Raw genomic sequence first — 13,044 nt, 5'->3', positions numbered from 1 at the left:
GTACAGAAAGGCTCAGCCGTGGACCGTGCTGCGCGGCGCCTTGGCCGGCCCGGTGCTGGCCCGCACTTCCAGCCGCGGCTGGTAGCGGCTGCCCGTGGACGCATTGCCTTCCTTCCGGATCAGCGCCCGGAGCTGGTGCCATGCCTGCTCGCCCAGTTCGGTGATGGGGACCGCGCCGGTGGTGAGGGCCGGCGTCGTGTACCTGGCGAAGGGGATGTCATCGAAGCCGGTCACGGAAATGTCCCCGGGGACGTCCAGGCCGCGCTCATGCAGTCCGCTCATCAGGCCCATTGCCACCAGGTCATTGAATGCCAGGATGCCTGTGGCCCCGCTCGCCAGGACGGCATCCACCGCTTCGTGCCCGGTGTCGAAGTCGGAGCCGCCCTCCAGCATGGTCACCTCCACCTCGGGGTGGGCGGCCCTGAAGGCCTCCAGGCCCTTGAGCCGCATCTCATTGGAGGCGCTGCGGGGCGGGCCCGCGAGGAAGGCCAGGCGGGTGTGGCCCAATTCCACAAGGTGCCCCGCGATGTCCTGGACGCCCTGGCCGTAGTCCACCACCAGGCTGGGCACGTTCGGAGTGGAGGTGGTGCGGTTGATCAGCACCAGCGGGTGCAGCGAGGGTGCGATCTCCTCCAGTTCCGCATCGGACATGCGCGGGGCGCACAGGACCAGCCCGTCGCAGCGCCGGCGCGCCTCGCCCGCGAGGATGGACTCCTCGCTGGACACTTCGAATGAGTCCGCGATGAGCACGCGGTAACCGTCCTGGGCGGCTGCCCGGCTCAGGCCGCGGAGGATCGCCTGGAAGGTGGGGTTGGCCAGGTCCGGCACCACAATGCCGATGGTGTCCGTCTTGCCCAGGGCCAGGCTGCGGCCCACGGGATTGGGCTGGTACTTCAGTTCGGCGGCCGCTGCACGGACCCTGGCGGCGATGTCCGGGTCCACGGTGAAGTTTCCGTTCATGACACGCGAAACGGTGGCATGGGAGACTCCCGCCTTCACGGCGACATCTGCGATGCCGATCCTGCCGCTTGCCGATTTCCTGGCCATGGGGAACCCTTCGTTTGCGCCATCCGCCGGAGCTGCCGCGACCGGTTGGTGCCCGGGCGGCCGGCCGTGATGGCAACCTGCTTTGAAAGACAGCATATACGGGCGTAGGAAAGCGATTTCTATGCTTTTCCCAGCCGTTTTCCCGGACCGCCGGCAGATGTCCTGCGCCGGGAGCGAAGAAAGCGCTTTCCCTCAGCGCGGGAAATGGTTGACGAATGCCCCGCGGGGTTGGTACAACTTTTATAGACAACTGAGAAAACGCTTTCTCGCCTGCTTTTCCAACCGGTGCAGCAGAGTGCCGCCGCTGATCCACAGCCGCCGTTCCCACGGCCGTTCAATGAGCTTTCGAAAGGGACCCCATGGTCAACACAGCCGAGACGACGTCGGCCGCAGCTGCCGCCCAGGCCACTGCCAAGGACGGCGGGAAGACCCGCATCGCCCTGATCGGCACCGGTGGCCGCTCCGAGATGTACATCCGGGCCATCTTCGGCAAGCACGCCGATACCGCCGAACTGGTGGCGTTCTCCGACGTGAATCCCGGACGCGTGGAGTTTTACCAGAAGCTCATCCAGGAACTGGGCGCGCCGGGACCGGTGGCGTCCTTTGATCCCGCGGACCTGACAGCGTTTATCCAGGCCAACGGCATCGACCGGATTATTGTCACCACCCCGGACTACACCCATGCGGACTATATTGTTGAGGGTCTTCGTGCCGGAGCGGATGTCGTGGTCGAAAAGCCACTGACCATCGATGCCGAAGGCTGCCGCCGCATCACCCAGGCCGTCCAGGAAACCGGCCGGAACGTGGTGGTCACGTTCAACTACCGCTACTCGCCCCGCAACAGCGCGCTCAAGGAAATCATCCAGAGCGGCGTGATCGGCAAAGTCACGTCCGTCGACTTCAGCTGGGTCCTGGACACCGTCCACGGCGCGGACTATTTCCGCCGCTGGCACCGTGAGAAGAAGAACTCCGGCGGGCTGCTCATCCACAAGGCGTCGCACCACTTTGACTTGGTCAACTGGTGGATCGACGACGTCCCGGAGCGGGTCTTCGCTTCCGGTGGCCTGAAGTTCTATGGCGACAAGAACGCTGCCGAGCGCGGCCTTGGCCCACGCCCGGAACGGGGAACGCCCGACGCCGATGCCCCCGCCGGCGAGAAGGACCCCTTCGCGCTGGACCTGCGCGAGGACGAGCGGCTCAAGGCACTGTTCCTGGACAACGAACACTACGACGGCTACCGCCGCGACCAGGATGTCTTCACCGCCGGCATCACCATTGAGGACAACCTGGCCCTGGTGGTGGAGTACCAGGGTGGGCCGCGCCTGAGCTACTCGCTGAACGCGCACAGCCCCTGGGAAGGCTACCGGGTGGCGGTCAACGGCACCGAGGGCCGGGCGGAGCTTGAAGTGGTGGAACGCGCCGCCGTCCTGCACAGCACCGACCAGAAAACCGTCGTGGACCCTTCCGCAACCCCCGTGGAGGAAGAGGACGCCGTGCGCCGCAACGGCGAGCGGCTGGTGGTCCAGCGCCACTGGGAGGCCGCCTACGAGGTGCCGATCGTCAACGGCGAAGGCGGGCACGGCGGCGGTGACGAACTGCTGCTGTCGGACCTCTTCAACGGACCGGGCGAGGACCCCCTGGGCCGGCCCTCCGGTTACCTGGACGGCCTGCGTTCAGTGTCCGTGGGCATCGCAGGCAACCGCTCCCTGGAATCGTCCCTGCCCGTCCGGGTCGAGGACCTGGACCTCGGCGTCGACCTTCGCCGCGCCAAGTAGAGGAAAAACCATGAGCAGGATATTCGTGACCGGCGGCGCGGGCCGCCTTGGCCGCAGCGTGGTGGCGGGGCTGGCCCAGGCGGGCCATGAGGTGGTCTCGGTTGACCGTGACGCCGTCCCCGCCGGGCTCCTGCCGGCCGGCGTCGTCCAGGAGACCGCGGACCTCCTGGCGCCGGGCGAGGCACTGCGCCTCCTTCGGGGTGCAAGGCCCGACGCCGTCATCCACCTTGCGGCGATCGCGGTACCGTTCAGCGCACCCGAGGACGTCATTTTCGCCACCAACACCCGGCTCGCCTTCGCGGTCATCAGCGCCGCAACGGAACTGGGCGTTGGCAAAATCGTCACCGCCAGCAGCCCCACGGTCCTGGGCTACGGATGCCCGGCGGGGTGGCTGCCGCCGTCGTTCCCGTTGGACGAGCGCACGCCGCCCAAGCCCTGGAACGCCTACGCGCTGTCCAAGCTCATCGCCGAGCAGACCATGCAGATGTTCGCCACGGCGCAGGGAGAGAAGATCCGGTACGCGGCGTTTCGTCCCTGCTTTGTCATCTCGCCGGAGGAATGGGACGGTGCCCCCACCCAGCAGGGGCACACGCTCGCCGAACGCCTGGCCGACCCCGCCCTCTCCGCTCCGGCGCTGTTCAACTACGTGGACGCCCGGGATGTGGCTGATTTCCTGGACCTGCTGCTGCAGAAAATGGCAGACATTCCGAACGGGGAAACCTTCTTCGTAGGGGCAGCCGACGCACTGGCCACCGCGCCCCTGGCGGAGCTGATGCCAAAATTCCTGCCGGGAAGCGAAGCGCTCAGCGCCGGCCTGACCGGAACCAACCCGGCGTTCTCCATTGCCAAGGCCCGGGAACTGCTCGGCTGGCAGCCCAAGCGCAGCTGGCGCACAGAACTCAAGTCCCACCCAACCCTCAACGACGAGGCTTCCACGCTGGTTACCGCCAGCGCCGGAGGCAAGGAGACATCATGAAATTCGACGGCGTACTCTTCTTCCCCGTCACCCCGTTCACGGCCGAAGGTGCCGTTGACGTGGAACTGCTCAAGGAACACATCAGCTCCCGGCTGCCTTTCGGCCCGGGCGGCGTCTTCCCCGCCTGCGGCACCGGCGAATTCCACGCCCTCAGCATCGGGGAGGTCCGCACCGTGGTGGCGGCCGCCGTCGAGGTCGTTGCCGGGCGAGTCCCTGTGGTGGCCGGTGCGGGCGGACCCCTGGGCCACGCCCTCGCAGCCGCCCGGGCTGCCGAGGAAGCAGGCGCCGACGCGCTGCTGGTGCTTCCGCCGTACCTGGTCACCGGCCCCACGGACGGGCTGGTGGCCTACATCGAGGCCGTGGCCAACGCCAGCAGCCTGCCGGTCATCGTGTACCACCGCGGCAACGCCAAATTCACCGCGGCGTCAATGGCCAAGCTCGCCGCCAACCCCAAGGTCATCGGTTTCAAGGATGGTCTTGGCGACGTGGGCCTCGCCCAGGAAATCGTGTCCGCGGTCAAGGCAACGGGCCGCAAGGACTTCGCCTTCTTCAACGGCCTGCTCACCGCCGAACTGACGCAGGGCGCGTACCGCGGTCTGGGCATCCCGCTATACTCCTCGGCGGCTTTCGCCATGGCCCCGGAGATCGCCAAGGCCTACTACGATGCCTACGCTGCCGGAGACGAGGAACGGCGCAACGCCCTCCTTGAGGGCTTCTACGCACCCCTGGTACGCCTGCGGGACCAGACCCCCGGCTTCGGCGTTTCCCTGATCAAGGCGGGCCTCCGGCTGGGCGGAATGCCGGTGGGTTCCGTCCGCCCGCCGCTGGTGGACCCCACGGAGGAACAGCTCGTGGAGCTCAAGGCCATCCTGGCCAAGGGTTACGAGCTGGCCGGGCACTGATGGGCGCACCGGCGGCCGAAGCCGTCCGTACCGTTCCGCGCATCACCGGCCTGTCGACGCGGCTCCTCACCGTTCCGCTGCGCCGCAGCTGGGGCGCAGAGGCGCCGGAGAACCACGTGATCGCCACGGAGGTTCACACGGACGACGGCGGCACGGGCTTTGGTTTCTCCTGGATGCCCACCATCGGTCCCCAGGCAGTCAAGGCGCTGCTTGATCACGACATCGCCCCTTTCATCGCCGGTCTGCCCGCCACCCCCGAGGGCGTGTGGGACGTGCTCTGGAAGCGGCTGCACGAGGCCGGCGGCGGAGGGCTCACCACCATCGCCATGGCTGGTGTGGACCTGGCGCTGTGGGACCTGCAGGCCCGCCGTGCCGGGACATCGGTCACCGGCCTGCTGGGCCAGCGGCAGGAATCAGCCGAGGTTTACGGCTCCGGCGTGAACCTGCACTACACCCTGGACGAGCTGGTGGCACAGGCTGAACGCTGGGTTGCCGCCGGCCACCAGGCAGTGAAGATCAAGGTGGGCAAACCGGACCTCCGCGAGGACCGCGAACGCGTTGCCGCCGTCCGATCCGTCCTGGGCCCGGACCGCAGGCTCATGATCGACGCAAACCAGCGGTGGGACCTGCCCACCACCTTCCGGGCCCTCGATGTGCTGGCCGAATTCGGGCTGGAATGGCTGGAGGAACCCATCCGCGCGGACGATCTCTGGGCCTACCGCAGGCTCCGGAAGCACTCGCCCGTGCCCATCGCCCTTGGCGAAAACCTGCACACCATCTACCGGTTCCGCGATTTCATAGAGGCGGAGGCGGTGGACATCATCCAGCCCAACATCATCCGGGTGGGCGGCATTACCCCGTTCCGGCGGATCGTTGAGCTGGCACGGACCAACAGCATCAAGGTCATGCCGCACCTGCTGCCCGAACTGTCCGGGCAGCTGGCCCTGACCCTGGCGGAGCCCACCATGGTGGAGGACGTCGAGGAGGCATCCTTCGAACAGTTGGGGATCCTGGCCGGCCCGTCGCCGGTGCGGTTCGCCAACAGCAGGGTGGCCCTGGCGGACCGGCCCGGACTGGGCTTCCGCTTCCGGGAAACCCCGCAGCCATGAACTTCCATACGACGAACAGGTACCTGACGTGACAACTGCAACGCTTTCCCTGACAGAGCTCACCGCTGCGGCCACAGCAGCAGCCAGGATCTCGGCCGCAGCCCCTGACGCAGAGCGCGCCGGCTGGCTGAACGCGGTGGCTGACGCCCTGGACGCCAATGCTGCTGAACTGGTGGACATCGCGGACGCCGAGACCAGCCTGGGTGCCCCGCGGCTGACGGGGGAGGTGGCCCGCACCACCGGCCAGCTGCGCCTGTTCGCCCGGGTGATCACCGAGGGTTCCTATCTTGAAGCCATCATCGACCACGCGGATCCCGCTGCCACCCCGCCCAGGCCTGACCTCCGCAGGATCCTCAAGCCCATCGGCCCTGTTGCCGTCTTTTCCGCCTCCAATTTCCCGTTTGCCTTCTCCGTGGCAGGCGGTGACACCGCCTCGGCCCTCGCCGTCGGGTGCCCGGTCATCGTCAAGGCACACTCAGGCCACCTGCGGCTGTCCGAACGCACCGCGGAGATCGTGGCGGAGGCGCTTCGCGGCGCGGGTGCACCGGACGGCCTGTTCGCCCTGGTCCACGGCCGTGAAGTGGGAACAGCCCTGGTCCAGGACCCCGCCATCAAGGCCGTGGGCTTCACCGGGTCCATCCCCGGCGGCCGGGCCCTGTTCGACCTTGCCACCTCCCGCCCCGACCCCATCCCGTTCTACGGGGAACTGGGGAGCCTGAACCCCGTGGTCATCACCGCGGCGGCACTGGAGGCACGCTCCGCGGAACTCGCCGCCGGACTGGCGGGCTCCTTCACCCTTGGGGCGGGCCAGTTCTGCACCAAGCCGGGCCTGGTGTTCATCCCCGGGGGGACGCAGTTTGCCGGGGCCGTGGCGGAGGCCAGCAAGGACAAGCCGGCCCTGGGCATGCTCACCAGCCGGATCGCGGAAGCCTACCCGGACGGGTTGCGCGCCTTCGCGTCAGTCGACGGCGTGGAGGTGGTCAGCGGCACCGTGGACCAGGACGCGGCCGCCAACGGCGCCGCTCCGGTGGTCTTCTCCACCACCGCCGCCAAGGTGCTGGAACGCCCGGAGCAGCTGCTGGAGGAGTGCTTCGGCCCCACCACCATCCTCATCGAATACACGGGCCAGGACGAACTGTCCGCCGTCCTGGCCAAGGTCCCGGGGAGCCTGACCGGCACCCTGCACGCCCAGCCCGGTGAGGACATCGCAGGCCTGGTGGAGCAGCTGTCCGGACTTGCAGGACGCGTCCTGTTCGAAGGCTGGCCCACGGGCGTGGCCGTCAACTGGGCCCAGCAGCACGGTGGCCCGTACCCGGCCACCACGTCACTGTTCACCTCGGTGGGTGCGACGGCGGTCCGCAGGTTCCAGCGACCGGTGGCCTACCAGGACGCCCCGGAGGCAGTGCTGCACCCGGCACTGCGTGAGGACAACCCCCTGGGCATCCCGCGCCGCGTGGACGGTGAACTGCAGCTTCCGTAAGCCAAGGGCCGGCAGGACCATCGACTAAGCCCCGGGACCGCAAGGTCCCGGGGCTTACGTGATGCCTGCAGAAGCGCCTTACAGCTGCAGCGTCACCGGCCGGTCCAGCCCATTCACGGTGGCCACAGGCCAGCGCGGGTCCACGGTGAGCACTCGAAGTCCGGATTCCGTGAGCTGTACCGTGTCTTCGATCTTGACGCCGGGGCCGGAAGGGTTCCAAGTGAAGGCCTGGTCCAGCACCACAGTGTCGGTGGCTTCGGATGTCACCCGCGGGTCACGGCCCGCGTAGCCGGCCGGACCACCCTGGTGGTGCTGCTCCCACTGGTCCGCCCCGAAACCGTGCCGCACGTAGGATGCCTGGATCTCGGCGAAAATCCTGTCCAGCCCGACTCCCGGGACGGTGGCGTCAAAAACATCCGCTTCCACTGCCGCGATGCGCGCCTCGGCGTCGCGCTCTTCCGGGGTGCCGGCGTCGAACCTGATCCAGCGGGTGATGTTGGCAACCAGGCCTTCGCGGCGGGCGCACACGACGGCCATGGCACGCCTGCCGAGGGGGGAGTGCGTGGCCAACGGGTGCCGGAAGGTGGTGCGGGAGCTGCCGTTGCACAGCAGGACCAGCGGCTCCGCGCCGGCGGCCACCACCCGGCCCGCCAGGGCCGAAACCAGCTCGAATTCCGTGGTGTCGGGGCGGGCGGCAGACAGGACATCGGTCATCATGGCGGCCAGTTCCGCGCTGAGGGTGGAATAGCGGGCGCTTTCAGCGGGAAGGAGCCGCTGGCGGGCGGCCCGCAGCTGCGAAGAGACGTCCGCTTCCGCCAGCGGCCGGGAGCCGTTTCCGACGGCGGCCGCGGCCTGGTGCAGGTTCCCGTACCAGGGCACGGTGTGCAGGTTGACGCCGCCGGGAAGCTCCTCGGCCGCGATCCTGCCGGCTTCGTTGTTGAACGTGACCAGGTGGTCGCCGTCCCGGTCCACCAGCAGGGCGGCGATGGGATCGCCGGCCAGGCTGATGTGGACGCGGCTGCCGTCCAGGTACCACGTCAGGGCGGTGTTCGTGGTGAGAAGCACGGAGTCATGCCCGGCGGCGTCGAGAATGTCCAGGACACGCTGGCGCTTGATGGCCCGGTCCGTCCTGGACCCGGGAGCCACCCGCGCCTCCCGCCCGGAAACGGCTGATGTTGTTGTTTGGCTCATGACGGCTCCCCCTGCTGGTTGGTCAAATCTTCGATGTCGGTTGTGGACAGGATTCCGTCGGCCACAAAGACGGTGACGCGCCGCCGCACGGGACTGCCCGGCCGGGCCATCACGGGGGCGTCCCATGCCAGGGACTGGCCCACTCCGGGGTAGCCGTCCACCCGGACAAACCAGGGATCCGTGGACCCTTCCGGTGCGACGAACACCAGGGTGGCGGGCCCGCCGTCGAACTTTCCTGACCAGGCGAGCCAGGGCGTGACGCTTCCGTGGGTCTCCGCCTCGCCGGAACCGGCGGTGGTCCAGACCGCGGCGTCACCGCAAGGGGGCAGGCGCCAGAAGAAGCCACCGTAACCGCCCTCGAAGCGTCCGTTCGATCCCGGGCTGCCCAGGCTGACCGGCTTGTCACCGGCGGGGGACAGCGCGAAGTCGAGGGACAGCCGCCAGATGGAGGGCGTGACGCCGGACCACGCCCAGGAGCGCTCCTCCACCAGGATGGGGGCACCGTCGGGCCCGTTCCAGTCCAGGGTTTCCTGGAGCTTGCCCGCACGCCCTTCGCCGGCGTCGGCCTGCACCGCCGTGGTGGCGGTGCGGACGATGCTGCCATGGTCAGGACGCCAGACGTACTGCCCGGCTTCCCGGGTATAGGTGCGGCCGCCCCAGAAATTCACCCCGTCCACGTCCTGCAGCGCCACCCCAACCCCCAGGTGCCACACGTGGTCCAGCGGCTGGTGGTCCGTCACCACGGTTCCGGCCAATGTCCGGACGGGGTGCAGGTAGGGGCGGGGGGAGGACACTGCGCGGATGTGGCTGCCGTCCTGGTAGTCCGCCACCGGGTGGCCGTCCAGGGTCAGGGTGCGGGCGGGCGGCAGGGTGCGGGCCCAGGGGACGCCGAGTTCGGCGAACGTTGCCTGCGCCTTGACGGCGCGGGCCATCAGGTCGGTGATGCCCGGGACCACGGGGTGGGCGTCGTCGCCCCCGCCCTCCCAGGAGACGTACCGGGCGTCGATCGGGGCCGGTGCCGGAGAGGTGCGGATGGCCTCCAGGACGGCAGTGAACGCGCCGGTGTCCTCAAGGGCGCAGAGCAGGGGAGCCCCCGTGGCCCGGGCCTCGAGCAGGTTCTCCAGCAGGTCCGTCCGCGCGTAGGTCTGCCGGCGCTCGCCGTCGGGCGTGGTGATGACCACCTCATCGCTGGTGTAGGAAAGGGTGATGTCACCCAGGGTTCCGTGCACGGTCACGGTGGGGTCCAGCTGTTCCGGGGCGCAGAGCGTGAGGGCGCACAGCAGCGTGGTTCCCTGGGAAGTGCGGACGCGCAGCACGGAGGTGTCGTCGCTTTCGGTCTGGTTGGCCCGGTACAGGTCCGTTTCCACGGAGGCAATGTCTGCCAGGGTGTGTGCCCCGGCCAGATGCAGGGCGGTGGCCACTGCGTGTGCCAGGGCATTGGTGGCCACGCCGTCCACCACGTCCACGCCGTCGAGGCTGCGCTTCCCGGCCCAGCGCGAGCGCTTGAAGTATGCCGTGGTCCGGAGCCACTGGCCGGTGGCGCTGATGCCCAGGACGGTGCCGATGTCCCCCGCGGCCACCAGGTCCCTGATGGCGGGCAGGGCGTGCGATCCCAGGCTCTGGAAGCCGACCTGGACCAGGCGGTCCGCTTTCCCGGCGGCTGCCAGCACGTCCTGGAACTGGGCGAGGGATGCTACCGGCGGCTTTTCCACATACACGTCCTTGCCCGCTGACAGGGCGGCGAGGGCCAGGGGAGCATGGGTCTGGATGGGGGTGGCAATGATGACGACGTCGACGCCCGGCTGGGCGGCCAGCAGCCCGTCCATGTCCGGGTACACAGCCACCGAACCGGCCAGGCTGCCGGGCTGCGGCGGGTTGGGATCGGCAACGGCCACCAGTTCAAGGGCGCCTGCCTGTTCAAGGCGGGCCAGGTTGGCAAGGTGCCGCTCGCCGAAGCCGTGCACGCCCACCAGGGCCACCCTGGGGAGGTCTGTGGACGGGGGCTGCCGGTGTGTGGATTCCGCCGAATGCTGTGTGGTCACGTGGGTCCTTGGGGAGGTTGTGGAAGAGGGTCAGAAGGCCAGCGTCTTGGCCAGGAACTCAAGGGCTTCGTCCTGCATGGGCGCGGTGAAGACGTGCCCGCCGGGCCAAAAGCTGCCCGTGTACCTGTCGGTGCCCCCGTACAGGGATTCCAGTATCCGGTGCGCCTGGCGCATTCCGTCTTCCGGAAAGAGATCGTCGGCCAGGGCGTACTGCACCAGGAACCGGGCGGCTCCTGCGCGGGCGGTGAGATCGGGCCAGTCGCCCAGCTTCCACAGCCCGGGAGTCTGCAGCAGCCACGAATGGGCGTCCAGGTAGGCCGGGAGCAGGGACTCGAAGGTGGTCATCATGCAGGACACCACGGCGGCCCGGATACGCGGACTAAGGACTGCCAGGGCCAGGGAACGGCCGCCGCCGCCGGAGAATCCGATGCAGCCCAGCCTGTCCTGGTCGACGTCCGGCAGGGACGCCAGGATGTCCAGCGCGGCGAGGTCGTCGTGTGCCACCATGCCTGCCAGGCTGCTGCCGAGCAGCCCTGCGGCCTTGGCCACCGTGTCCTCGTGAAAGCCCGCAGCAGCGTTGTAATCGTCCGCGTCGGAAGGTACGACGCCGTCGTCCCGCCATTGTGCCCGCCGCGCGTCCAGTGCGGCGGAAGTGCGCCAGGGGGGAGCAGAAAGGTCGAATTTGCGGCTGCCCCAGGCGAAAGAGTCATGGGCCAGCACAGCGAAGCCGCGGCGAGCGGTGTCGGTGGCCAGGGCGTGGCCGTCGTAGCGGCCGGCGCGGGCTGCCGCCGCCGACGGATGGTTGTCCGGCAGTTCCACCAGCCGGTCGGCGCCGCCGAACTTGTTGCCGCCGTGGCAGTGCAGCGCCAGGACCCCCGGCAGGGGCCCGGAGCTTCCGGCCGGCCGGACCAGCCAGCCCGTGGTCCGTGGGCCGAAGCCCAACTGCCAGCTGAGCTGGGAGGTGGTGGCGCCGTCGTGCGTTTCCTCCCAGTGCACGGTTAGTCCGGAAGGTGCGCATGCGCCGGGAACACCCAAGGCGTCCGAGAACTCCTGCGCAGGAGGGGCGGAGGCCTGATGCCGTGGATGGTTCCGGACGTAGGCAGGCCAGTCTTCATAGCCGGCAATTGCACTGGGGCGTGCTGTCGGGGTCATCCAGCCTGCCTCCTTTCGGCGGTGATTCTGCTGTTACAGCGCGGTCGGTCCGGTTCACGCGAGGTTCTGATTAACCTCGGAGATCATGCCCTTGGCTGCGTCCCTTGGGGAGATCTTCCCGAAGAGTACATCCGTGTTGTAACGGTTCAAAACTTCCAGGGTTGCGGATGATCCCGCAGGGAAGGGCTTGGGGGCCTCGACCTTCAGGGCGGCGATGCGGTCCAGGTACGCTGCCTCCTTCTGCTGTGTTTCCTTGAGCAGGGGAGTGATGCCCGCCTTCAGCTCGGTGTTGGCAGGCATGCCCCGGTCGCTCTTGATCTTGGACGCTGCATCCATGTTGTTGACCAGGTAGTTGATGAAAAGGGCCGCTTCCTTGGGCTGCGCGGACTTGGACGAGATGGCGTATTCCATCGAGGACCGCAGCCAGGCGCCGGGCTGTTTGCTCTCACCCGGCAGCTTGGCCATGACCAGGGGTGCACCCGAGTAGGACGTCATCTGGTTGCTCCAGGAAATCTTCATGCCTTGTTTCCCCTGTCCCATCAGCGTCAGTTCCGGCTGCGCGGAACCGTCCTCAACGGTCTGGGACGCGGAGGGGGCGCCTCCGGTTTCCATCAGCTTCTTGTTGAGCTCAAACCACTTGGCGAGCGTGTCCTCGCTGATGCCCATTTTCTTGCCGTCGTCCGTGTAGAGCTCCTGGCCATTCTGGCGCGCCCAGACGGCAAGGAAGGAGTCGTTGGCCATGGGGGTCGTGCCGAAGGTGCCGGCGGGCGACTTTTTGGTGATTTCCGCGGCGATCCGCGCGTAGTCGTCCCAGGTCCAGGTTTCGTCGTCCGGCAGCGGCACCCCGGCGGCCTCGAAGACCTTGGGGTCCAGGACCATGGACATGGAGTTGACGCCCGCCGTAATGGTGTACTGCTTTCCGTTGATCTTGCCCAGGTCAACGGTCCCGTCGGCGAACTTCGAGGTGTCGATCTGGTCCTTGACCTTGTCGAGGTCCAGGAGGACGCCGCGGCTGGAGTATTCGCTGGGGTAGGCGCCGCTCATGGCGATCACGTCCGGGGTGGTTCCGCCGGCGATCTGGGTGGCCATCTTGTCCCAGTAGGAACTGAATTCGGTGTTCTCGCCCTGGACCTTGATGGTGGGGTTGGCGGCTTCGAAGGCTTTGATGACCTCCATGGTGGTCTTTGCCCTGGAGTCGTTGCCCCACCATGCGAACCGGATCGTGACGGGATCCTCCGCAGTCCCTACTTTCCCGGCCTGCGGGCTGTTGCCGCAGCCGGTAAGAGCAATAGCCAGTGCGGCGGCGGCGCCGGTGATTCCCATTACCGGTTTCCTGAGACCAAACCTCATTGTTGTCCCCTCATATTTGG

Annotated in this window: 10 protein-coding genes; 5 read left to right on the top strand and 5 right to left on the bottom strand. The window is 68.1% G+C overall.

The window, feature by feature from the left end; translation table 11 throughout:
* Positions 1-12: 12 nt before the first annotated feature.
* A complete protein-coding gene (locus ACEN9K_RS18245; protein ID WP_018768938.1) occupies positions 13-1,047 on the bottom strand; it encodes a LacI family DNA-binding transcriptional regulator in 1,035 nt (344 codons plus the stop codon).
* Positions 1,048-1,406: 359 nt separating this feature from the next.
* Here ACEN9K_RS18245 and ACEN9K_RS18240 point away from each other — a divergent pair, with 359 nt between their 5' ends.
* Genes ACEN9K_RS18240 through ACEN9K_RS18220 form a run of 5 tightly spaced genes read left to right on the top strand, consistent with a single transcriptional unit; the run spans position 1,407 to position 7,289 of the window.
* The gene (locus ACEN9K_RS18240; protein ID WP_018768937.1) at positions 1,407-2,822 is read left to right on the top strand and encodes a Gfo/Idh/MocA family protein; all 1,416 of its coding nucleotides are present in this window, start codon (positions 1,407-1,409) and stop codon (positions 2,820-2,822) included.
* 10 nt (positions 2,823-2,832) lie between these two features.
* A complete protein-coding gene (locus ACEN9K_RS18235; protein WP_488315634.1) occupies positions 2,833-3,798 on the top strand; it encodes an NAD-dependent epimerase/dehydratase family protein in 966 nt (321 codons plus the stop codon).
* On the top strand, positions 3,795-4,700 hold the full coding sequence (locus ACEN9K_RS18230) for a 5-dehydro-4-deoxyglucarate dehydratase (protein WP_018768935.1): 906 nt from the start codon (positions 3,795-3,797) through the stop codon (positions 4,698-4,700). The genes ACEN9K_RS18235 and ACEN9K_RS18230 overlap by 4 nt, the downstream gene beginning before the upstream one ends.
* Positions 4,700-5,809: a mandelate racemase/muconate lactonizing enzyme family protein gene (locus ACEN9K_RS18225; protein ID WP_488315635.1), complete on the top strand. Its 1,110-nt coding sequence runs from the start codon at positions 4,700-4,702 to the stop codon at positions 5,807-5,809. The genes ACEN9K_RS18230 and ACEN9K_RS18225 overlap by 1 nt, the downstream gene beginning before the upstream one ends.
* Positions 5,810-5,837: 28 nt before the next feature.
* Positions 5,838-7,289 (top strand): aldehyde dehydrogenase (NADP(+)), encoded by a 1,452-nt coding sequence (locus ACEN9K_RS18220; protein WP_495634810.1) that lies wholly within the window; start codon positions 5,838-5,840, stop codon positions 7,287-7,289.
* A 78-nt stretch (positions 7,290-7,367) separates the two neighbouring features.
* On the opposite strand, the gene ACEN9K_RS18215 is transcribed toward ACEN9K_RS18220, so the two are convergent.
* Genes ACEN9K_RS18215 through ACEN9K_RS18200 form a run of 4 tightly spaced genes read right to left on the bottom strand, consistent with a single transcriptional unit; the run spans position 7,368 to position 12,997 of the window.
* Positions 7,368-8,480, bottom strand: coding sequence for a M24 family metallopeptidase (locus ACEN9K_RS18215; RefSeq protein ID WP_495634809.1), 1,113 nt, complete (start codon positions 8,478-8,480; stop codon positions 7,368-7,370).
* Positions 8,477-10,522 carry a DUF6807 family protein gene (locus tag ACEN9K_RS18210; protein ID WP_495634808.1) on the bottom strand — a complete coding sequence of 682 codons (2,046 nt, stop codon included), beginning with the start codon at positions 10,520-10,522 and terminating at the stop codon, positions 8,477-8,479. The genes ACEN9K_RS18215 and ACEN9K_RS18210 overlap by 4 nt, the downstream gene beginning before the upstream one ends.
* 30 nt (positions 10,523-10,552) lie before the next feature.
* A complete protein-coding gene (locus tag ACEN9K_RS18205; protein WP_495634807.1) occupies positions 10,553-11,674 on the bottom strand; it encodes an acetylxylan esterase in 1,122 nt (373 codons plus the stop codon).
* 54 nt (positions 11,675-11,728) lie between these two features.
* A complete protein-coding gene (locus ACEN9K_RS18200) occupies positions 11,729-12,997 on the bottom strand; it encodes an ABC transporter substrate-binding protein (RefSeq protein WP_495634806.1) in 1,269 nt (422 codons plus the stop codon).
* Positions 12,998-13,044: the final 47 nt, after the last annotated feature.

Source organism: Pseudarthrobacter sp. Pseusp20 (assembly GCF_059492155.1).
Note: the sequence above shows the minus strand (reverse complement) of the source record. Positions and strands in the feature narration are given on the sequence as shown.

Excerpts from the sequence above, each read along its gene's own strand:
- ACEN9K_RS18200 (WP_495634806.1), bottom strand. The coding sequence starts at position 12,997 with ATGGGAATCACCGGCGCCGCCGCCGCACTGGCTATTGCTCTTACCGGC.
- ACEN9K_RS18225 (WP_488315635.1), top strand. The coding sequence starts at position 4,700 with ATGGGCGCACCGGCGGCCGAAGCCGTCCGTACCGTTCCGCGCATCACC.
- ACEN9K_RS18230 (WP_018768935.1), top strand. The coding sequence starts at position 3,795 with ATGAAATTCGACGGCGTACTCTTCTTCCCCGTCACCCCGTTCACGGCC.
- ACEN9K_RS18240 (WP_018768937.1), top strand. The coding sequence starts at position 1,407 with ATGGTCAACACAGCCGAGACGACGTCGGCCGCAGCTGCCGCCCAGGCC.
- ACEN9K_RS18245 (WP_018768938.1), bottom strand. The coding sequence starts at position 1,047 with ATGGCCAGGAAATCGGCAAGCGGCAGGATCGGCATCGCAGATGTCGCC.
- ACEN9K_RS18215 (WP_495634809.1), bottom strand. The coding sequence starts at position 8,480 with ATGAGCCAAACAACAACATCAGCCGTTTCCGGGCGGGAGGCGCGGGTG.
- ACEN9K_RS18235 (WP_488315634.1), top strand. The coding sequence starts at position 2,833 with ATGAGCAGGATATTCGTGACCGGCGGCGCGGGCCGCCTTGGCCGCAGC.
- ACEN9K_RS18205 (WP_495634807.1), bottom strand. The coding sequence starts at position 11,674 with ATGACCCCGACAGCACGCCCCAGTGCAATTGCCGGCTATGAAGACTGG.